Source organism: Eggerthella sp. AM16-19 (assembly GCF_003474385.1).
Classification (GTDB): Bacteria; Actinomycetota; Coriobacteriia; order Coriobacteriales; family Eggerthellaceae; genus Senegalimassilia.
The window spans coordinates 1-19,943 of record NZ_QUCY01000035.1; the positions used below are offsets into that span (position 1 = coordinate 1).

General features: G+C 62.0%; 17 protein-coding genes and 1 tRNA gene. 15 read left to right on the forward strand and 3 right to left on the reverse strand.

Features of this window, described 5'->3' with window-relative positions; genetic code table 11:
- Positions 1–628 precede the first annotated feature (628 nt).
- The 11 genes from DW178_RS10370 to DW178_RS10420 all read left to right on the forward strand — a co-directional run bounded on the left by DW178_RS10370 (position 629) and on the right by DW178_RS10420 (position 13,642).
- On the forward strand, positions 629–1,783 hold the full coding sequence (locus DW178_RS10370) for an NAD(P)-dependent malic enzyme (RefSeq protein WP_118351265.1): 1,155 nt from the start codon (positions 629–631) through the stop codon (positions 1,781–1,783).
- A gap of 4 nt (positions 1,784–1,787) precedes the next feature.
- Positions 1,788–2,687 (forward strand): dTMP kinase, encoded by a 900-nt coding sequence (tmk, locus tag DW178_RS10375; RefSeq protein ID WP_286168672.1) that lies wholly within the window; start codon positions 1,788–1,790, stop codon positions 2,685–2,687.
- Positions 2,688–2,692: 5 nt separating this feature from the next.
- Positions 2,693–3,868 carry a DNA polymerase III subunit gene (locus DW178_RS10380; RefSeq protein WP_118351267.1) on the forward strand — a complete coding sequence of 392 codons (1,176 nt, stop codon included), beginning with the start codon at positions 2,693–2,695 and terminating at the stop codon, positions 3,866–3,868.
- A gap of 14 nt (positions 3,869–3,882) precedes the next feature.
- Positions 3,883–5,481 (forward strand): regulatory iron-sulfur-containing complex subunit RicT, encoded by a 1,599-nt coding sequence (locus DW178_RS10385; protein WP_118351270.1) that lies wholly within the window; start codon positions 3,883–3,885, stop codon positions 5,479–5,481.
- Positions 5,482–5,541: 60 nt separating this feature from the next.
- Entirely contained in the window at positions 5,542–7,005 is a 1,464-nt protein-coding gene (locus DW178_RS10390; protein WP_286168673.1) for a nicotinate phosphoribosyltransferase, read from the forward strand.
- A gap of 51 nt (positions 7,006–7,056) precedes the next feature.
- On the forward strand, positions 7,057–7,959 hold the full coding sequence (locus DW178_RS10395; RefSeq protein ID WP_118351273.1) for a DegV family protein: 903 nt from the start codon (positions 7,057–7,059) through the stop codon (positions 7,957–7,959).
- Between the two features lie 60 nt (positions 7,960–8,019).
- Complete coding sequence (locus DW178_RS10400; RefSeq protein WP_118351275.1) at positions 8,020–8,955, forward strand: DegV family protein; 936 nt, start codon at positions 8,020–8,022, stop codon at positions 8,953–8,955.
- 3 nt (positions 8,956–8,958) lie between these two features.
- Positions 8,959–9,930 (forward strand): NAD(P)-binding domain-containing protein, encoded by a 972-nt coding sequence (locus DW178_RS10405; protein ID WP_118351278.1) that lies wholly within the window; start codon positions 8,959–8,961, stop codon positions 9,928–9,930.
- A 337-nt stretch (positions 9,931–10,267) separates the two neighbouring features.
- Positions 10,268–11,227 carry a radical SAM protein gene (locus DW178_RS10410; RefSeq protein ID WP_118351280.1) on the forward strand — a complete coding sequence of 320 codons (960 nt, stop codon included), beginning with the start codon at positions 10,268–10,270 and terminating at the stop codon, positions 11,225–11,227.
- 88 nt (positions 11,228–11,315) lie between these two features.
- On the forward strand, positions 11,316–12,794 hold the full coding sequence (locus DW178_RS10415) for a putative DNA modification/repair radical SAM protein (protein WP_118351283.1): 1,479 nt from the start codon (positions 11,316–11,318) through the stop codon (positions 12,792–12,794).
- A complete protein-coding gene (locus DW178_RS10420; protein ID WP_118351284.1) occupies positions 12,791–13,642 on the forward strand; it encodes a TIGR03915 family putative DNA repair protein in 852 nt (283 codons plus the stop codon). Before DW178_RS10415 ends, DW178_RS10420 begins: the two co-directional genes overlap by 4 nt.
- Before the next feature lie 144 nt (positions 13,643–13,786).
- Here DW178_RS10420 and DW178_RS10425 read toward each other — a convergent pair whose 3' ends face one another.
- Positions 13,787–14,980 (reverse strand): putative ABC transporter permease, encoded by a 1,194-nt coding sequence (locus tag DW178_RS10425; protein WP_286168677.1) that lies wholly within the window; start codon positions 14,978–14,980, stop codon positions 13,787–13,789.
- A 389-nt stretch (positions 14,981–15,369) separates the two neighbouring features.
- Here DW178_RS10425 and DW178_RS10430 point away from each other — a divergent pair.
- From DW178_RS10430 to DW178_RS11620, 4 genes are all read left to right on the forward strand, one after another.
- Positions 15,370–15,444 (forward strand) — tRNA-Thr (locus DW178_RS10430).
- A gap of 93 nt (positions 15,445–15,537) precedes the next feature.
- Entirely contained in the window at positions 15,538–16,380 is an 843-nt protein-coding gene (locus DW178_RS11610) for an HAD-IC family P-type ATPase (RefSeq protein WP_286168674.1), read from the forward strand.
- Positions 16,381–16,515 carry a hypothetical protein gene (locus DW178_RS11615; RefSeq protein ID WP_286168675.1) on the forward strand — a complete coding sequence of 45 codons (135 nt, stop codon included), beginning with the start codon at positions 16,381–16,383 and terminating at the stop codon, positions 16,513–16,515.
- A 207-nt stretch (positions 16,516–16,722) separates the two neighbouring features.
- The gene (locus tag DW178_RS11620) at positions 16,723–17,961 is read left to right on the forward strand and encodes an HAD-IC family P-type ATPase (RefSeq protein ID WP_286168676.1); all 1,239 of its coding nucleotides are present in this window, start codon (positions 16,723–16,725) and stop codon (positions 17,959–17,961) included.
- A gap of 85 nt (positions 17,962–18,046) precedes the next feature.
- Here the strand turns inward: DW178_RS11620 and DW178_RS10440 are convergent, their stop codons facing one another.
- Together DW178_RS10440 and DW178_RS10445 are read right to left on the reverse strand one after the other, a co-directional pair.
- Positions 18,047–18,682: a GNAT family N-acetyltransferase gene (locus DW178_RS10440; RefSeq protein WP_118351288.1), complete on the reverse strand. Its 636-nt coding sequence runs from the start codon at positions 18,680–18,682 to the stop codon at positions 18,047–18,049.
- A 232-nt stretch (positions 18,683–18,914) separates the two neighbouring features.
- The gene (locus tag DW178_RS10445) at positions 18,915–19,496 is read right to left on the reverse strand and encodes a TetR/AcrR family transcriptional regulator (protein ID WP_118351291.1); all 582 of its coding nucleotides are present in this window, start codon (positions 19,494–19,496) and stop codon (positions 18,915–18,917) included.
- Between the last annotated feature and the right edge of the window lie 447 nt (positions 19,497–19,943).

Sequence of the window (19,943 nt, forward strand, 5' to 3'; positions counted from 1 at the left end):
GCGGCGCACGGCGCGGTACACGGCGTCGGCCACGGCGTCGGCGGTGAGCGCGCCGGGCTGCGCCGCGGCCGCGAGCACCTCGCTGCCGTCCGCAGCCGTCCAAGCGGCGGTGTTCTCGTCTTCCACGTTGTTCCTTTCCTTTTGATGCGTACCCCTATTGTGCGCCATAGGGCGGCTCGGCGCGGGAATTCCATGCAATCCGAGGAGCGGGGGCGGGGTCTTTTCGCGTGACCGCGTGCTGTGAAGGGGGCGTGCATTCGTGTCGCCGCGAACGAGTGGGAGGCCCGCCGCGTATCGCCTTGCGTCTTCGTCCTCATCTGTCGTTGCTTTTGCCGGGCGTATCGCATGTCGAAAACGGTTTGCCGCGCATCGGGCCCCGGCGTCGACGTTGCGGCCCGGAGGTTTGGCGCCCCCTTCCGCATCCGCTTGCCTATTCTATGTACGCCCCCTGCTCATCGGGCGAAACGCACCTCATGGGCGTTTTTCGGGGAGAGCGTGCGCGGCGTGCGGGCGTCAAGGTGCAAGGGGTATAATCCCTAGCTGGACATACGTTTTCGCAAGGAAGCGGGAACACTCACGTTAAACGGCGCCGTCGGCGCCGCGCATAGGGAAAGGTGCATGGAGCAGCATGGATATCGCACAGGAATCGTTGCGTTTGCATGAGCAGTGGCAGGGCAAGCTGGAAACCGTCCCGAAGATGAGGATCGAAACGCGCGAGGACCTGGCGCTGGCCTACACCCCCGGCGTCGCCGAGCCGTGCCGCAAGATCGCCGAGAACCCTTCCGATGCTTATAAGTACACCATGAAGGCCAACACCGTTGCCGTCGTCTCCGACGGTTCGGCCGTGCTCGGCCTGGGCAACATCGGCCCGGCCGCGGCCATGCCCGTGATGGAGGGCAAGTGCGCGCTGTTCAAGTCCTTCGGCGGCGTGAACGCCGTCCCGCTGTGCCTTGACACGCAGGACGTCGACGAGATCGTCGAGACCGTCAAGCGCCTCGCTCCCAGCTTCGGCGGCATCAACCTCGAGGACATCTCCGCACCGCGCTGCTTCGAGATCGAGCGCCGTCTGATCGACGAGCTCGACATCCCCGTGTTCCATGACGACCAGCACGGCACCGCCATCGTGGTGCTTTCCGGCGTCATCAACGCGCTTCGCCTGACGGGCAAGCAGAAGGAAGCATGCCGCGTGGTGGTCAACGGAGCCGGCTCCGCAGGCATCGCCATCGCCAAGTTGCTGCTCAGCTACGGTTTCAGGAACCTTATCCTGTGCGATAAGTGCGGCATCATCAACTCGCGCTCCGAGGGCATCAACGAGGCCCAGCGCGCCATGCTCGCCACCACCAACCTCGACGACAAAGAGGGCACGCTGGCCGACGCCATGCGCGGCGCCGACATCTTCGTGGGCGTCTCCGCCCCGGGCATCGTGTCCGCTGAGATGGTCGAGTCCATGAACTCCGACGCCATCCTGTTCGCCATGGCCAACCCCACGCCCGAGATCTTCCCGGACGTGGCCCGCGCCGCCGGCGCTCGCGTGGTGGGCACCGGCCGCTCGGACTTCCCGAACCAGATCAACAACGTGGTGGCGTTCCCCGGCATCTTCAAGGGCGCCCTGGAGTCGCGCGCCACGCGTGTCACGAAGCAGATGAAGCTTGCCGCCGCCGAGGCGCTTGCCGCGCTCGTCTCCGACGATGAGCTGTGCGAGGACTTCATCATGCCCGAGCCGTTCGACCCGCGCGCCGTGGAAGCCGTGGCTGCCGCCGTGGCCGGCGCCGTGCAGGGATAGCAACGTGGCCGATATCCGCAACACGGGCATCGTGAGCGAGGTGCCGATGATGCGCGAGGGCCGTCCGGCTTCGGGCGCCCCGGTGCATCCGGCTGCTCCCGCGCAAGCCGTCGATCAGGGGCTTTCCGCAGAGCAGGCGCCTGAGCGCGGCGTGTTCGTCACGTTCGAGGGCGGCGATGGCGCCGGCAAGACCACCCATATCCGCTTTCTGGCCAACGCCCTTTCGGCTATGGGCCGTGAGGTCGTGTGCCTTCGCGAGCCCGGCGGTACCGAGGTGGGCGAGCAGCTGCGCGGCGTGGTGCTGAACCCGGCGAACTCCAATATGTGCGATGCTTCCGAGCTGCTCGTTTTCGAGGCGGCCCGTGCGCAGCTGGTCAGCCAGGTCATAGCCCCGGCGCTCGAGCGCGGGGCCGTGGTCCTGTGCGACCGCTTCACCGATTCCACCGTGGCTTACCAAGGTTACGGGCGCGGGCTCGACCGGGCGTTCGTGGAGGCGGCGAATGCCTTTGCGTGCCAGGGCATCGTGCCCGATCGCACCATCTTGCTGGTGGCCGACAGCGCCGCCGAGGGCCTGGAGCGCGCCACGCGCCGCGCCGGGGCCGATCGCATGGAGCGAGCCGGCGAGGATTTTCATGCCCGCGTGAACGCGGCGTTTTTGGAGATCGCGGAAAAGAACCCGCGCCGCGTGCGCCTGGTGCGCTCGAACGGGCGCAAATCGCATACGGCTGTGCAGGTGTTCGCCCAGCTGGCGGACCTGTTCCCGTGGATGGGCGATTTCGTGCGCGCCAACGAGGCCTACTTCGAGCGCCTCGACGTGCACCGCACCCATGAGGGGCGCGTTGATTACCGTGAGGATTCCGCATCGGCGCCTCGCGCGGAGCGTTCGGGCAAGGAGCAGCAGTAGCGCTTATGGCAGACGCATTCGAGAACATCTTGGGCCAGCCGCAGGTGCGCGAGTTCTTGCGCGCCACCGTGGCATCGGGGCGCGTCAGCCACGCGTACCTGTTCTGCGGGCCGGCAGGCTCAAACAAGACGCTTGCGGCGCTCGCCTTCGCTCAGGGCATCCTGTGCCCGAAAGGCCCCAAGGGCCCTCGCGGCGGCAATTGCGGCGCATGCGATACCTGCGGGCGCATCATGCGCAAAAAGCACCCGGATGTGCGCATGTTCGAGCCCGAGGGCGCTGCCGGCTATCTGGTCGAGCAGGTGCGCGGTATCGTGGCCGACACGGCCTTGGCGCCCATCCAGGCAGATCGCAAGGTCTACATCCTCGATCGAGTAGACCTGCTCGGCGTGCAGGCGGCCAACGCGTTCCTGAAAACGCTCGAGGAGCCGCCCGCCGATGTGGTGCTCATCCTGCTCGCGCGCACCCGCGAAAGCGTGCTGCCCACCATCGTCTCGCGCTGCCAGGTAGTGCCGTTCCGCACCATCCCGGTTTCCGAGGCGGCGGGCATCGTGGTGCAGAACTCGGGCGCAAGCCCCGAGCAGGCGCGCGTGGCGCTGCAAGCCTGCGATGGCTCCATCACCCGCGCGGTGGAGTTCCTGAAGTCCAACGAGCGCTTGGAGTTCCGCGCCCGGGTGCTCGAGGTGCTGGCGTGCCTGCGCCGCGCCGACGATTGGGACGTCATCGGGTTCGCCGCCGATCTGGTGGTGCGCGTGAAGCTTCCGCTCGACACCGTGCGTGCCGAGCAGGAGGCCGAGCTCGCCGAGAACGCCGACTTCCTGGCGAAATCGGCCATCCGTCAGATCGAGGCGCGCAACAAGCGCCAGCTCACGGCAAAGACCGCCGAATCGCTGCGTCAGCTCACCGGCATCACCCGCTCGTGGCTGCGCGACATCATGGTCCAGGCCGCGGGCGCGCCTGAACAAGTGGTCAACGCTGACGTCAGGCCCTCCATCGAGGAAGCCGCGGCGCGTACCGACGCCGCGCGTGCCGCCGCTGCTATCGCGGCCGTGCGCCGCTGCGACGTCGCCATCTCTTATAATGTATCTCCTGAGACGTGCATCGACGCGATGCTGCTCGAGGTTCGCGACATACTGTACGGCCGTGCGCTGCCCAATGCGGCGCTGCGGGCGTATGCCAGATAGAAAGAAGGAGCGCCATGGTCCGCATAGCGCCTGTCAACCTGCCCTACAACCCTAAAACGCTGTGGTTCGATGCGGGCGAGCTGGAACTGCACGCCGGATGCGACGTCGTGGTCCAAACCGCCCGGGGAACCGAGTTCGGCCATATGGGCGAGCCTGCGTTCGAGGCAACGCCCGACCAGGTCAAGAAGCTGAAAACCCCTTTGAAGCCCATCTTGCGCGTGGCTGATGACGAAGATCGCGCCAAGCAGGCCGAGCTCGAGGCCCGCGCCGCTGAGGCGCTCCCCGTGTTCAAGGAGCTTGCCGCGAAGGCCTCTGAGGAGATGCGCCCGGTTTCGGTGGAGTACCTGTTCGACGGCGACAAGGCCGTGTTCTACTTCGAATCCGAGAACCGCGTCGACTTCCGCGAGCTGGTGCGAACGCTCTCATCGCGCCTGCATGTGCGCGTAGACATGCGCCAGATCGGCGTTCGCGACGAGGCGCGTATGGTGGGCGGCCTTGGTCATTGCGGCCAGGAGCTATGCTGCAAACGCCTGGGCGGAGAGTTCTGCCCGGTGTCCATTCGCATGGCCAAGGAACAGGACCTGTCGCTGAACCCGCAGAAGATCTCGGGCGTGTGCGGCAGGCTCATGTGCTGTCTTCGTTATGAATATGACGCCTACAAGGATTTCAAAAGCCGTGCGCCGAAGAAGAACGCCCAGGTGGAAACGCCTGATGGCGCGGCGAAGGTAGTGGACTTGGATGTTCCGCGCGAAGTGGTGTCGCTGCGCATCGAGGGCGAGAAGCCCGTGCGCGTCCCGCTTGCCGACTTCGATGCACCCGAGGAGGGCGCACGTCCGAAGTGCGTGGGATGCGAGGCCTGGGAACGTGCTTTGAGCGAACAGCCCGGCGATGCCTTCGGCGCCGCCGCGGCGCTGGCCACGCCGCAGCTGTCGGGCAAGGACAAGCTTGCCGAACGCGCCAGCGTGCGTCACGTCCCGGGCGGCAAGAAGGCCGACGGCGCCGGCGAGGCCAAGCCCGGTCGCTCCAGCAGGCGCGGACGCGGCAAGGGCGAGCGCGCAGAGCAGAAGGCCGCCGAATCGCAGCCTGCGCGCAAGCCGCGTCGCCGCCGCTCCACCAAGGTGTCGGGCGGTGCTGCGCAGGCCGGGGAGAACCAGGCTTCGCGCACCGATTCCGCCCAAGCTGCAAACGCTGCATCCGCCGGCAAGCAATCCGGTCAGGGCGGCAAGCAGCCCAAGGAAGGCCAGGCCAAGCGTCGCGGCATGCAGCCGAGCAAGCGCCGTGGCCAGGGCGGCAAGGACGCCAAGCAGCAGAACCAGGGCGGCAAGCAATCCGGATCTGCCCAGCAGGCGGGCAAGCGCGGCCAAGGTCCCAAGGGCGGCGCCGACGCGCAGCGCGGCGGCAAGCCCGACGGCCAAGGTCCCAAGCCCCGCGTGCGTCCGGGTCAAAAGTCGTCGGGCCTGGCTCAGGCCCCCCGTCCCGACCAGGGCGGCCAGCGCAAACAGCGGGAAGGCGGCCAGGAAGGCCAGGCTCCCGGTCAGCATCGCCGTACGCGCCGCCGCAGCCATAAGGCCGCAGGCGCCGGCGAAGGCCAGGGCGCCCCGCAGGGCAACTAGCAGCATTTCGCGCCCCCGCTTGGGCAGAAAGCGGGGGCGCCTGCGTCAGGAGGTATCAACGTGCACGGGGAAAACGGCCACGAGCTGCTCACCGATCTGTATCAGCTGACCATGGCACAAGGGTATTGGGAGACGGGGCAGGGCGCCACGCAGGCGTGCTTCCATGCGTATTTCCGCGACTATCCCTTTCGCGGCGGCTATGCCATCGCCTGCGGCATGGACCAGCTTGCCGAGCTCATCGACGGGTTCGCGTTCAGCGCCGAGGATGTTGACTACTTGGCAAGCCTTGATGCGCCCGGCGGGGGCAGGTTGTTCAAGCCCGCGTTTCTGAAGTACCTGCGCACGTTCTCGCTACGCGTTGACGTCGATGCCGTGGTCGAGGGCGCCGTGGTGTTCCCGCATGAGCCGATCGTACGCGTGATGGGTCCCATCATGGATTGCCAGCTCATCGAGACGGCGCTTCTGAACTGCGTGAACTTCGAAACGCTTATCGCCACTAAGGCCGCTCGCGTGTGCCTGGCGGCTCATGGCCTGCCCGTTGCCGAGTTCGGCCTGCGCCGCGCCCAGGGAGCCGGCGGCGGCATGTGGGCAAGCCGCGCCGCCGTGGTCGGCGGCTGCGCGTCCACGTCCAACGTGCTTGCGGGCAAAACCTACGGCCTGCCGGTGTCGGGCACCCATGCGCACTCGTGGGTCATGTCGTTTCCCAGCGAGTTGGAGGCGTTCCGCGCCTATGCGCGCGAGTTCCCGCACAACTGCGTGCTGCTCGTGGACACCTACGACGTGGAGCAGGGCATCCGCAACGCCATCACCGTGGGCCTTGAGATGCGCGCCCGGGGCGAGCGCCTGGCGGGCATCCGCATCGACTCGGGCGACCTGGCCTGGTTGGCGAAGATGGCGCGCCGCATGCTCGATGAGGCCGGCTTGGACGATTGCGGCATCGTGCTGTCCAACGACCTAGACGAATACACCATCCAGTCCATCTTGGACGAAGGCGCTCCCGTGAGCAGCTGGGGCGTGGGCACCAAGCTTGCCTGCGCGTTCGACCAGCCCACGCTCGGCGGCGTGTACAAGCTTTCGGCGACGCGTGCCCCGGGGCAGGCTGAGTGGGTCGATCGCCTGAAGATCAGCGAGTCGGCGGCGAAGCTGACGGTGCCGGGCGTGCTCGATGTTCGCCGCTACTATAACGACGACGGCACCATCGCCGGCGATATGGTGTTCGATGTGAACGCCGACGTGGACGAAGGCCAGGTCATCGTGGACCCGCTCGATTCCATGCGCCGCAAGAAGCTTGCGGGCAAGCGGTTTTCCACGATGCTCGAGCCCCTGGCCCGCAACGGTCAGGTGGTGCTCGACGCAAGCGACCGCAGCGCTATGGAAGCGCAGCGGCGTTGCCGTGAAGGCTTGGCCTGCTTGGATGAAAGCCAAAAGCGCATGCTCAACCCCCACACTTATCCGGTGGGCCTGGAGTATGGTCTTTGTGAGCGCCGCCGCGCGCTTGTTGGCAAGCTTCGCGGTATCGCGTAGGGTTGAATGTAATGCATGCGCGCTCAAGCCGCGCTTCCGATTGGGGGATTCATGATCAGGATCATCACCGATTCCGTATCTTCGATCACGCAGGAGATGGCCGCCCAGCTTGATATCCAGGTGGTCACGCTGTACGTGAACCGCAATGGCATGGAATACGAGGACGCAACCATGGACCTGGATGCGTTCTATGCCGATATCTACGACATGGTGGATGATATCCCCACGTCAAGCCAGCCTTCCCAGCATTTGCTTGAGGAGGTGTTCGAGGATGCGGCCCGCGCCGGTGATCAGGTGTGCGGCATCTTCATCTCCACGGGGCTTTCGGGCGCCTATGATGGCGCCTTGCGCGCCATCCGCGCGGTGGCCGCGCGCAACATCGGCTTTGAGTGGGAGCTTATCGACTCGCAGTCGTGCGGCTTCGACGAGGCCTTCCCTGTGCTCGAGGCCGTGGCGGCGCGCGATGGGGGCGAGGATCTGCGCGGCGTGGCGCAGGCGGCCCTCGATGCTATCGAGCGCACTCGTTTCCTGTTCACGCCGGAGAGTCTGACGTTTCTGCAGAAAGGCGGGCGCATCGGCGGCGCGGCAGCGCTTTTGGGCAACCTCGTCCAGCTGGCGCCGGTGCTTACCGTGCGCGATGGGTCACCGGTCACCTTCGCCAAGGTTCGCACGCGCAAGAAGGCGTTGGATAAGATCGTGGCTGCCATGAAGGCCGATATCGAGGAGCATGGCCTGCGCGATGTGGTGGTGCACTATATCGGCGATAAGGCCCCGGCCGTGAAATGGGCGCACGAGGTTATCGAGCCCATGCTCGGCCGCAAGGTCAGCGTGCTGCCGGTAAGCCCGGTGGTGGGGCTGCATGTAGGCCCGGCCGTCGGCGTCGCCTACGAGTGCGCGCATGCTATATCGGGCAAGTTGACAGGGTCGAAGGCGGCCCTGACCTGCGCTTCCTAAGCGCGAAGCGAAAACCCGCCCACCGCCTGCGGGCGCGGGCGTTCCAACGAAAGGAGATGCATGGAAGCCCAGCCGAAATGCAATCTGATCATCGACTCCTGCTGCGACCTCCCCTTCGAGGTGATCGACCGTTCCGGCGTGCAGCTGCTGGAGTTTCCCTATATCGACGAAAAGGGTGAGCATAGCGACGATCTGTATCGCACCATCACGCCGCATGAGTTCTACGAGGGCATGCGCACAGGTTCGCAGCCGTCCACGGCGCAGGTGCCTGTGACGGTGTTCCATGACGTGTTCTCGAAGGCCATCGAGAGCGGCGTTCCCACGGTGTATCTGAGCTTCACCAGCGGCCTTTCCGGCAGCTTCAACACGGCGGTGATGATGCGCGACCAGTTGATCGCCGAGCACCCCGAGGCCGAGCTGTACGTGGTCGACACCTATCTGGCATCGGTCGCCGAGGCGCTTCTGGTTTACGAGGCGCTCAACCAGCGCGACAACGGCATGACGGCGCGCGAGCTGGCCGCGTGGGCCGAGGAGGCGCGCTACTTCGTCGACGCCGAGTTCATGGTCGACGATCTGGAATCGCTGCGCCACGGCGGCCGCATCCCCAGCACCGTTGCCTATGCGGGCGCGAAGCTCGATGTGAAGCCGCTGCTCAACATCAGCATCGAGGGCAAGCTTGCACTGACGGGCGTGGCGCGCGGGCGCAAGAAGGGCATCAGGCAGCTGGCCGAGTACTGCTCGAAGCGCATGACCGATCAAATGCCGGGCCGTTGCGTGGTCATCGGCAACGCCGACTGCCCCAAGGACGCGGCGCGTCTGAAGGAGCTGCTGGCGAAAGAGGACGACAACCTGCTGTTTTTGGAAAGCAGCATCGGGCCGGTCATCGGCAGCCATGTGGGGCCGGGCATGCTGGCTGTGGTGTTTTGGGGAGGCGATAGGCGCGAGGAGCTTTCAGTGGCCGATCGCATCGCCCGCAAGATCAAGAAAGAGGATTAAGCCATGACGAAGGCTTTCGTGTTCGATGGAAACGATACGGTAGGGAATATGGTGGCCGATCGCCTGTGCGGTGCGGGCTGGCAGCGCGTAGGCGATGCGGGCGCTGCCGACGCCGTCCTCACCTACTTCACCACGCAAACCGCGCTCGAGGACGCGTACTTCGGCGACAACGGCATCGTTCAGGGCGCCCGAAAGGGTACCCAGATCATCGATCTGTCGTGCACCACGCCCACCTTCGCGCGCGAGCTCAACGCCATGGCCTGCGTCGCCGACCTGGTCGCCGTCGAGGCGCCGCTCGTGGTCACCGACGTGGCCGTGCCCGACGCGTTCGCGGTTCGCGAGAACCTGGGCTGCTTCGTAGGCGGCGAAGAGGACTGCGTCGAGGCTGCGCGCGAGGTGCTCGACCTGCTGGTCGCCCACGTCACCGATGCCGGCGGCCCGGGCTCGGCCCAGCTTGCCCGCGCCGCGTACAGCCTGCAGGCTGCGGCGCAGCTGGTCGCCGCCGTGGAGGCGGATGCGCTGTACCACGCGGTGCGCACGTCTTCCGACATGGGCGAGATCGCCGGCATGCGTGCCGGTGCGATCACGCCGGCCGGCGATGCGCTGCTGGCCGCCGTCACCGACGGCCGCTTCGACGGCACCTACACCGTGGAGATGCTCATGGGCGAGCTTACCGCGGCCCTGACCACCGCCGACGATGCCGACCTTATCCTGCCGCAGGCTGAGGCCGTCCAGCGTCTGCTGGAGCTTCTGGCCATCATCGGCGGTTCGGACAAGGCTCCCTCGGCGCTGTCGCTGGTCTACCGCGAGGAGGACGCGTGCGCGAAGGAGGGTCTGGACTGGACCCGCGCCGAGCAGACGTACGGCGACCATGATTACGACCATGACGATGAAGCCGACTGGGGCGATGATTACGGCGATGCCGGAATCATGGACGACGATGGCATGACGGGCGCCTATCCCGGTTTTAATTAGGCGTCTTGCCCGTAAAGGGCGATCGAATGACGCATGAGGGTCCGCAAGGCGGTGGCCCGGCTGCTTGGAAGGGCGCAATTGCCGACGCATGCTGCCCGTTGCGTGCCGGGTGGCGCATTGCGGGCCCTTTTTGATGGTGTGGGCGATTACGCATTTGCTTGATCTGAGCGATGCCGCAGCCGTGCGCCGCAGAGCCGGGTTGCGCGATGCGGGTCCGTTTCGTCGGCTGGGCGGCTGGGCCGTCGATTGGCGGGGCGAGCGCTACGTCGCAGCAGGCAGTGGCGCGTGCGGGCGGTTTCGACGCGCAATCGCGTAGGGAAGCGGGGAAGGGTCTGCTATGGAGTTCGAAGAATCGTTGGCTTGCTGCCGGCTGTGCCCGCGGGCGTGCGGCGTCGACCGCGCTGCCGGCGAGCGCGGCGCGTGCGGGGCCCAAGGGGAGCTGGTGGTTGCCCGTGCGGCATTGCATATGTGGGAGGAGCCGCCTATCAGCGGCTCTCGCGGCAGCGGCACCGTGTTCTTCTCGAACTGCCCGCTGCGATGCGTGTACTGCCAGAACCAAGTGATCGCCGATGGGCGCGCTGGCGTGCCCGTTACGGTGGATGAGATGGCGGATATGTGCCTTGACCTGCAGCAACAGGGGGCGTTGAACGTCAATTTCGTCACGCCGACGCACTATTCGCCCCACATCCGCGCCGCCGTATCCCGTGCCCGTGCGCGTGGTTTGGCCCTGCCTGTGGTGTGGAACACCTCGGGGTACGAGACGGTGCAGGCTGTGCGGGACAACGTCGGCACGGTGGACGTGTATCTGACTGATTTCAAGTACTGCTCGAGCAGCCTTGCCCGCCGTTACTCCGCTGCGTCCGACTATCCCGAGGTGGCCATGGCGGCGCTTGAGGAGATGGTGCGTTGCGTGGGCGGTCCCGATGGCGATGAGGTGGACGGACAGCCGCGCCTCACGGGCGGGGTGGTGGTGCGCCACCTGATGCTGCCCGGCGCCTTGGAGGATTCCAAGCGCGTGGTGCGCACGATATGGGAGCGTTTCGGAAACGGTGTGCTGCTGTCGCTGATGAACCAGTACACGCCGGTGCTCGCCGATGCGGCGCAAGCTGGGGATGCGTGGGCGCAACGCCAGCTTCAGCGCTGCCCTGAACTGGGCGGACGCGTATCTGATGGCGAATACGAGGAGTTGCTGGACTATGCCGATTCGTTAGGCATCGAGGACTATTTCTGGCAGCAAGGGGGTGCGGCGAAGGACAGTTTCATTCCCGCGTTCGATTTAACCGGGGTGCCGCGGTAATATCGCACAAACGTTCTTGACCACGAACAAGCGTACGAGTATAGTATGTGCCTACTACACGTACGGATGTTTGTGGAAAGGACTGGCCATGGATGTGCAGGAGAAGCTGGAGATCCTCGCCGATGCGGCGAAGTACGATGTCGCCTGCACGTCGTCGGGGTTGCAGCGCGGTTCGAAGGCCGGCTATGTCGGCAACGCGCTCGGCGCCGGATGCTGCCACAGCTTCACGCCCGATGGGCGGTGCATTTCGTTGCTCAAGGTTCTCATGACCAACGTATGCGTATACGACTGCGCGTATTGCGTTAACCGTTGCAGCAACGAGGTGCCCCGTGCAGCGTTCGCGCCCGAAGAACTGGCCGATCTCACCATGGCGTTTTACCGCCGTAACTATATCGAAGGGCTGTTCCTCAGTTCGGGCGTCATCGGGTCGCCCGACCACACCACCGAGCTTATGATTCGCACGCTTCAGCTGCTACGCGAACATCACCGGTTTCGCGGGTATATCCACGCGAAGGCCGTGCCGGGTACCTCGCCGGAGCTCATCGATAGGCTTGGCCATCTTGCAGATCGCATGAGTGTGAACCTCGAGCTGCCCAGTCAGACAAGCTTGAGCTTGCTATGTCCTCAGAAAACAAAGCAGCGAATCATAGCCCCTATGCGTCAAATCCGAGACAACATGGCGCAGGACCGCGAGTCTCGCGGGATATCGCGTCGAAGCACAACGTATCTGCCTTCCACCCGTCCGAAGGAGCGGGGGCGTGCGTTCGTGCCGGCAGGGCAGTCCACGCAGATGATCATAGGAGCCACGCCTGAAACCGATTTCCAGATTCTCAACCTGTCGCAGGCGCTCTATAAAACCCTGCAGCTCAAGCGCGTGTTCTTCAGCGCCTATCTACCGGTAAGCTCCGATGAGCGCCTGCCGCAGAACATCGGGGTGCAGCTGAACCGTGAGCACAGGCTGTATCAGGCCGATTGGCTGCTGCGCTATTACAAATTCGATGTATCGGAAATCATCAGCGCCGATGCCCCGAACTTGGAGATGGATGTAGATCCGAAAGCTGCATGGGCGGTAAGCCATCTGGATTTGTTTCCGGTGGAGGTGAACACGGCGCCGTTGGAAGTATTGCTGCGCGTGCCGGGGATAGGGCCACGTGGGGCCCGTTTGATCTTGCGAGCACGACGCACAACCTGTTTGCGGGAAGGGGAGCTTCGAAAGCTGGGGATCGCGTTCAAGCGGGCGCGCTATTTCATTACCTGCAACGGGAAGTACCAAGGCGACGGGGTGGAGTTTTGCACCGAGGCTTTGCGGGCGCAGCTGGCAAGCCCCATCGAAGGCGGTCGTCATGGCGCTCGCTCCGCCAAGGTGCTGCCCGGTCAGCTCAGCTTGTTCGGGTCCGAGGTCGGGCGCGCCGCCATAGGCGCGGGGGATAAGGCTGCCATGCCGGCAGGTGGCGCGATCGGGGCGCGGCAGCTGCAGGGGCCGGCGGCTGCCGAAGTCGCTGCGATAGCCGACGGGGTCTTCGGCTGGCAGCACGCGTTGCAGGGCCGGCAGAAGGTGCCCGCATGAGCGCGGATGCCATGCTGGAGCCGCTCGGCAATGTCGCGTATGTGCATGACGGCACCACAGAGGGGCTGCTTTCGGCTATTTTTCAGGCGTATGCGCTTCATGAGCAGCCCGAGGACTTTTCGAGCGAAGCGGGGTTGCAGCCTCGGTTGGGGCAAAGCGTGCGATATATCGAAACCGATGCGGCGCTGGCATCGCGCGTTAAGGCGGGAATCGTGCGAAAGGCAGGGCTGGATGCTTGGGATGCGGTGTTGCACGCATCGCTGTCAGATGACCCTTCGGCTGGTGTTGCGGTATACCGGTTCGTCCGGCATGTCATGGCGCGGCCTGCCGCTGCGAATGCCGGTTTGATTCGCAACATGGCTCACCCTATTGCCGGTCCCGTTGCACGCCTTGACCGTTCGGTGATGAACGAGCGGCATCTCATGATGCAGTTCCTGCGTTTCGAGCACTTTGAAAACGGCATATGGTTCGCAAAATGCAACCCCAAGGCCAATGTGGTGCCGTTGCTCATGGGCTGGTTTGCGGGTCGGTTCAACACCGAGCGTTTCGTCATATACGACGAGGTGCATCAGGTTGCGGGCATCTACGATGGTGCAAATTGGTATATTGCGCAAACCGATGAGGTGCATCTGCCGCAGCATTCCGATGAAGAGGCCGCAATGCAGGCGGCGTGGAAAGGTTTTTACGATGCTATGGCCATCTCAGCTCGTTACCACCCGGAGCTTCGAAGGCAGTTCATACCGAAACGGCTGTGGCGAAATATCGTGGAGCTACATGATGAGACGGCGGCAGGCAGCGCGAAGAGCGCATTGCCTGCCGCCGCAATACCTTCGGGAAGACGGCTGTAAACCGCGATCGCATACGTGAACGATTGTCCTTCTGCTGTCGTAACGCCTCTGGGTAGGCGCACGGGAAAGGCGCTCGGTCGGAGAGGGGCGTTGCTTTCGAGATGCCGCCGATGCCGGTCTTGAGCATCGTCGGCAAGACTCTCGCTACAGCGTACGTGCCGCGTTGTCCGGGTCGATCGACATGCTCTGGAAACGGTCCTCCATATACTGATTGTCGAAGTGATCGTCAATGAAGCGGGAGATGGCGTTATCGGGAGCGACGCCGGTCTCGCGTTGATACCAGCGGTCGAGCGACATCAAGGTCATGCCGCAGTCCACTATCATCAATGCGGCGCATACGGTGGTCAGCGTATACCGCCAGTTCCAAGGAATGCGGTTGACCAGCCTCAGCATCCAGGGAAGGCATAGCTTCACCCAGAACAATCCCAACACGCCCCACGTGGCCATGAACATGCCGTTGGTGCGGCCGTCGATGGAAAGGAACGTTCCGGTGTAGTCCCAGGCAACGATGCCGAAGGCGAACTGCATGAACCAGCTGACCGCATATTCAAACGCCCCGCCGATCACGGCGCTCACCAGGAAGATCACGGGGAGAGGCGCTTTGTGGAAGCGGTTGAGCGCCATGGTCATCAGCATCGCGCCTACGCCGTAGATGGGACTAAAAGGCCCGAACAGCAATCCGGCACGGTCCTCGTAAACGCCAGGGTCCACTACCAGCACATGATACACGGTTTCGATAACAAGACCGAGCACGCTGCACACCACGAATATCCAGAACAGGTTGAAGAAGTTCAGGGTGATGTAACCGCGTCCGGTGGGATCAAGGCCGAGCGTGCCGTCCTCTGCTTGCTCCCTGGTCTCCATGTCGCGCAGCTTGCGGCGCAGCTCTCGCTCGCCGGCGAGCGTCGGGTCGAGGTAGGACTGCATGGCAATCAGGAACACCGCCACCACGGCATGGGGGATGACGTTGGCTCCCAGGCCATTGAGCATGATGGAGCAGATGATGATGGCGGCCAAAATGAATATCATGGCCTCGGTGCCATGGGCGGCATGCTTGCGTTTGTTCCGCAGCAAGCGGATGCCGAAGATAGCGAACATGGTGGCTAGCGCCGTGTACAGCACCGTTTCCACCACAAAGATGACCACGGTTGCGGTGGAGGCTTCGACATCAAGGCTGCCGGACGTGAACTCCAGCACCATGGTTACGATGGTGATCGCCAAAAGCACCGCGGTGGCTCCGCCTGCTACAAGGCACAGCACGCCGAACACCTTCACCGCCAAGGGGAGGCGTTTGCGATCGATGGCGTCTCGGTCGGCTCGGTAGCGCTTTTTCACCATGGGGGAGGGCGTCACGTTAGGGGAAGTTTTTTGTTCGTCGTTAGTCATGAAACTCCAAAAGGGATATCGCGTTCGCAGGATGGCGGGTTCTTGCCGCGAACCAGTATAACCAGATACCAGCGATAGTTTGACAAGAGCGGTTAACAGTTCGGTTGCGATGCGAATTTAAGACCGTCTGTGCTTTTGCTCGCATGAGCAATGATAGACACGGGACGGTGGTTCGGCGAAATGCGCAAGAGCCTATGGGAGGGAGGTCCATCCTCTTTTCGTCGCATGCGGGTACGTAACGTGTCCGGCTATATCTTGGCGTTGATGGTTGTACCTTTTATGGGATAGGCTTTGAGAATCCGGGTTGTTGTCGTACAATAGTCCGACACGCATTTTCGTGTGCCGGCATGACGCAATGGTAGCGTAGCAGTTTTGTAAACTGCCTGTTGCAGGTTCGAGTCCTGTTGCCGGCTCCATCGTTACGTCAAGGCCATCGCTTATTGCGGTGGCCTTTTTGTTACATGCAGTTCTAGTTTGCTTTGCAATAGTGCGCCTTGGAGGGGAGCGGTATGACTGAAACGGCTGGGGGAGAAGCTGCGCTTGGACTAACAGCCGAAGAAGCGCAGGTGTGCATCGCTGCAGGTGAAGGCAACGTCGATGCGGGTGTGAAAACGCGATCGGTCGGTCAGATCGTGCATGACAATGCATGCACCTTGTTCAATTTGGTGAACGCCGTCTTGGCGCTTATCGTGCTGTTCACGGGATCATATAAGAATATGCTGTTCATGGTGGTCATCGTTTGCAACACCGTGATCGGCATTGTTCAGGAGGTCCGTTCGAAGCGCATCACCGATAAGCTGTCTATTATTGCCGGCTCTAAAGCGCATGTGCTGCGCGATGGCGCGGAAACGGAGCTTCCTCTCGATGGGCTGGTGCGCGATGATGTGGTGGTGCTGCGTCGCGGAGATCAAGTTCCTGCCGATGCGCAGGTTGTGAGCGGTGATTGCCGGGTAAACGAGAGCTTGCTTACCGGTGAAGCCAATCTTGTCCGCAAGCAGCTTGGTGATACGCTCATGAGCGGATTGTTCGTCAATTCGGGAATGGTGTATGCGCGTGTGGTCCACGTGGGTGTCGAGAACTATGCGGCGAAGATCTCCGCCGAGGCAAAGGAGCGCAAGGCCGTGCGGTCCGAGATCATGCGCTGTCTGAACGGCATTATCAAGTTCGTCAGCTGCATCATGTTTCCGTTGGGCGCGCTGCTTTTCGCGAGGGATTATCTCTCGGGCAACTCGGAGCTGAATAGCGCCATTCTATCCACGGTGTCTGCGCTGGTGGGCGTGATTCCCGAGGGCCTGATTCTCCTCACATCAACGGTTCTGGCTGTGGCCGTCGTGCGTTTGTCGAAAAGCTAAGTGCTCGTCCAGCAGCTCTACTGCATCGCAACTCTGGCGCGCGTGGATGTGCTGTGCTTGGACAAAACGGGCACCATCACCACGGGCGACATGGAGGTTGCTTGGGTGCGGCCCGTAGAGGGCGAAGCCGCCTAGGATGCGCCCGAAGCGCTTGAGAGGGAAACGTGCCGCGCGTTGCGCGCCATAGCCTGTGCTGACGATGATTCAGACGAGACGTCGCGAGCGATCGCGGACTACTTCAAGGATGCCGAAGGCCGTCCCGAAACGTGCTCACGCATGATTCCCTTCGGTTCGGATAAGAAATGGTCCGGCGTTCAGTTTTCGGACGGGTCGTGCTATGTCATGGGTACTGCGCAATTCGTGCTCGGCGACGATTACGAACGCGTCGGATCGCAAGTTGAAAGACTGGCCGCTGATACACGCTTATTGCTTATCGCCCGCGTGCAAGGTTTCGATGAGTTGGGAAGCCTTCAAGGTTCCCCTCAGCCGCTAGGGTTCGTGGGCATTCGCGATCAAATTCGTCCGACAGCGACAGAAACCATCGCCTATTTCAAGGACCAGGGCGTGCGCGTGCTTGTCATCAGCGGTGATGATTCGCATACCGTTTCGGGTATCGCAGCGAAGGTGGGGGTGGAAGGCGCGGAACGCTTCGTTGACGCAACCACGCTGAAAACCGAATCCGATGTGGAACGCGCGCTAGTGTGCGACAGCGTGTTCGGTCGCGTAAGGCCCGAGCAGAAAAAGCAGTTCGTCTTGGCGCTTCAAAAGGCGGGGCATACCGTCGCCATGACCGGCGATGGCGTGAATGATACGTTGGCGCTCAAGGCAGCCGACTGCAGCATTGCCATGGTTTCAGGTTCAGATGCCGCGCGTAACGTGGCGCAGCTGGTGCTCGTCGACAGTGATTTCGCCAGCATGCCGAAGGTGGTAGCCGAAGGGCGTCGCTCCATCAATAACTTGCAGCGCTCCGCATCGCTGTTCCTGGTGAAAACGCTGCTGTCCATCGCCGCTGCCCTGCTGTTCCTGGTGAAAACGCTGCTGTCCATCGCCGCCGCCCTGCTGTTCATAGCGGCACCGTGGCAGTATCCCTTCCAACCTATCCAAATGACGCTCATCAGCGCATTCACCATCGGTATACCGTCGTTCGTGCTTGCGCTCGAGCCGAATCGCGAGCGCATCAGAGGCCGATTCCTGGGAAACGTCATCGTCCGCTCCATCCCTGGAGCCGTGTGCTCGGTATGTTGCATCCTTGTGGCGAACGTGGTGGGCTATTACCTCATGGGCCTTGACTACGAGCAGGTGTCCGCGTTGTGCGTGCTGCTGACTTCTTGGATCGGATGCAACCTGGTGGTCCGCCTGTCTATGCCGTTCACAGCTATACGTTCGGCGTTGCTCGTGGTGGTAGTGGGCGGCATCGCTGGCACATGCCTTCTTATGCCCAACGTGTTCTGCATTGCGCCGTTCACGCCGGGCATATGGATGCTTTACATCATCGTGGCTGCCATATTCGCTGTAGCGTTTCATGCGCTCGATCTCAAGTTGGAGACACTGCACGCCGTATGTATTCGCGAGTCCGAATAGGGTTTCGCCTCGGCCCGGTTATACCGGCGGCAAGCCGTGTGATGAGCGGCTACTCTTGTGCATGCGTGCGGTTAGGCTTCTTGCGTTACCCCTCGATATCTTTGAGGTTCATCTCGTACACAAACATACGCTCGGGGAGAATCGACGCCCCATCGTCCGCGAACGACTGCTCTGCAGCGCGTCTCATCCCCCTGTGTTCGTAATACTCCCACGTGCAATCGGTGTCCGTGAAAAGGAATGCCCTCGATGCCCCTTGGGCCGCCAAATAGCGCTGGGCGTGGTCCATAAGCGTGCTCCCGACTCCCAGCCCTCTGGCCTCGCTGGATACGGCGAACAGCACCAGTTCGAAATCCGGGTCGCAGTCGCTGTGCGCAAGCAGGTCACGGTCAGCTTTCTCCATGGCGTCAAAGAAACGTGTAAGGTCCGAGGCGCAGCCGCCCAGCTTGTTGAGCTCTTCGCATGCATGATGTTTGATGCTCGCCCAATGATCCTGAGTTTGCTTGTCGGGTATTCCCGCTCTTGCCATGATTACGCCGATAGGGGAGTTGTCGACAACGGCCACTTCGGCAAAAGTGTTACGCAGTGCAAAGTTTGCAAGATCGATAACCCCGCAGACTACCCGCTTCCTGCCATCAGCGTAAGCGTGCCACGTGTCGCCAAGGATGGTGCCAAGTGCTTCAACGTCCTCATTTTGAATCGGGCGATATTCAGCAGGTTCCATAGGTTCAGCACTCCTAAAAATAGTCCACTATCAGACCAACTGATCTGATAGTGGACCTTAACAAAGAGCAGTTCGCATTGCAATCCGGTTTATAGGATAAGAAGGGCGTTAGTCTACGCCGCCCTTCTTATCCTATAAACCGCAAATCCCGAACTGTCGCAACCCACAAACCCAAAACCTGCGATGAATTGGGGAGCGCCACGCAAAGCATTGATATATCGCCCAATCGGCGTTAAACGTTCTGAGGTATGTCAAGCGCACGATACAACCTATCGGGCACCAGGCTTACCAAGTCATCGGTCCATACAACCAAGTCAGGGTCCGCGTCAGAACGGAACCAATCGTTCAGCACTTCGCACTCAAGCTTCGAGAAAGTTTCAACAAGGAATTGCATATTATGATCAACGGGAACGTGTCGGTACGATTGCAACGTTTCCAGCAGCACAACTTTGCGATTTTGCGGCATGATGGTCTGGCCAAATGGCGTGTTGATGCTGTACTGGATTGATTTGCGGAAAAAATCGCATTCCGTGGCGATAAGGCGAATGTGATGGTAATACCCCGTACGCCAATCAATGGTTCTACCGATTTCATTCAGATAGAACTGACGACAGAATATCGAGAACCACCAGGGGATATCGTACTTGCTTTTGAAGTGTCGGTAAAACGTTTGACGCGATATGCCCGCCTTTTCGCAAATCTCTGAAACAGTCACGCGATCAAGCGATTTATCCACCGCATGCATGATTTTCATCTTCGTGCAAATATCGGGTGTATTGAACACATCCTGGCTTAACGTTAGATTTGAAATCATACGGCATCATCCCCTTCACCCTGCGCTCTAAAACCCCAAGAAATAGCAACGCAGAATATCGTTAATCAAACGATCTGCGTTCAATGAGCCCCCCCGAGTTCGCCAGATCGGAAGAAGGACGAAAAGGGGTCGCGCACAGCTGCTATGAGACAACCGTACTCATGCAGTCTGTATTGCGCACGTTACATTTTACTGTGATTGTCATGCGATTCATTACAGTTTTCGGCGAGTTACATCGGTTGATGCAACGGTCGAATCGAAATGTCTTTCTTCGTGGCACACAAGCGCTTACGAAACCTTTGTTTCCACAATGTTAACAACTCAAAATGCAGTTATGGAGAAGTGGCGAAGGAAGCGCCACCAATCTATCGGCAGCATGGCGAATGCTGCTGACCGCTACTGAAGGTGTAGGAAGCACCTTCAAAGAAAGGAGACAGTCATGGCGAA

Coding starts and splice junctions, on each gene's coding strand:
- DW178_RS10370 (WP_118351265.1), top strand. CDS start 629: ATGGATATCGCACAGGAATCGTTGCGTTTGCATGAGCAGTGGCAGGGC.
- DW178_RS10380 (WP_118351267.1), top strand. CDS start 2,693: ATGGCAGACGCATTCGAGAACATCTTGGGCCAGCCGCAGGTGCGCGAG.
- DW178_RS10385 (WP_118351270.1), top strand. CDS start 3,883: ATGGTCCGCATAGCGCCTGTCAACCTGCCCTACAACCCTAAAACGCTG.
- DW178_RS10395 (WP_118351273.1), top strand. CDS start 7,057: ATGATCAGGATCATCACCGATTCCGTATCTTCGATCACGCAGGAGATG.
- DW178_RS10400 (WP_118351275.1), top strand. CDS start 8,020: ATGGAAGCCCAGCCGAAATGCAATCTGATCATCGACTCCTGCTGCGAC.
- DW178_RS10405 (WP_118351278.1), top strand. CDS start 8,959: ATGACGAAGGCTTTCGTGTTCGATGGAAACGATACGGTAGGGAATATG.
- DW178_RS10410 (WP_118351280.1), top strand. CDS start 10,268: ATGGAGTTCGAAGAATCGTTGGCTTGCTGCCGGCTGTGCCCGCGGGCG.
- DW178_RS10415 (WP_118351283.1), top strand. CDS start 11,316: ATGGATGTGCAGGAGAAGCTGGAGATCCTCGCCGATGCGGCGAAGTAC.
- DW178_RS10420 (WP_118351284.1), top strand. CDS start 12,791: ATGAGCGCGGATGCCATGCTGGAGCCGCTCGGCAATGTCGCGTATGTG.
- DW178_RS10425 (WP_286168677.1), bottom strand. CDS start 14,980: ATGGTGAAAAAGCGCTACCGAGCCGACCGAGACGCCATCGATCGCAAA.
- DW178_RS11610 (WP_286168674.1), top strand. CDS start 15,538: ATGACTGAAACGGCTGGGGGAGAAGCTGCGCTTGGACTAACAGCCGAA.
- DW178_RS11620 (WP_286168676.1), top strand. CDS start 16,723: ATGGGTACTGCGCAATTCGTGCTCGGCGACGATTACGAACGCGTCGGA.
- DW178_RS10440 (WP_118351288.1), bottom strand. CDS start 18,682: ATGGAACCTGCTGAATATCGCCCGATTCAAAATGAGGACGTTGAAGCA.
- DW178_RS10445 (WP_118351291.1), bottom strand. CDS start 19,496: ATGATTTCAAATCTAACGTTAAGCCAGGATGTGTTCAATACACCCGAT.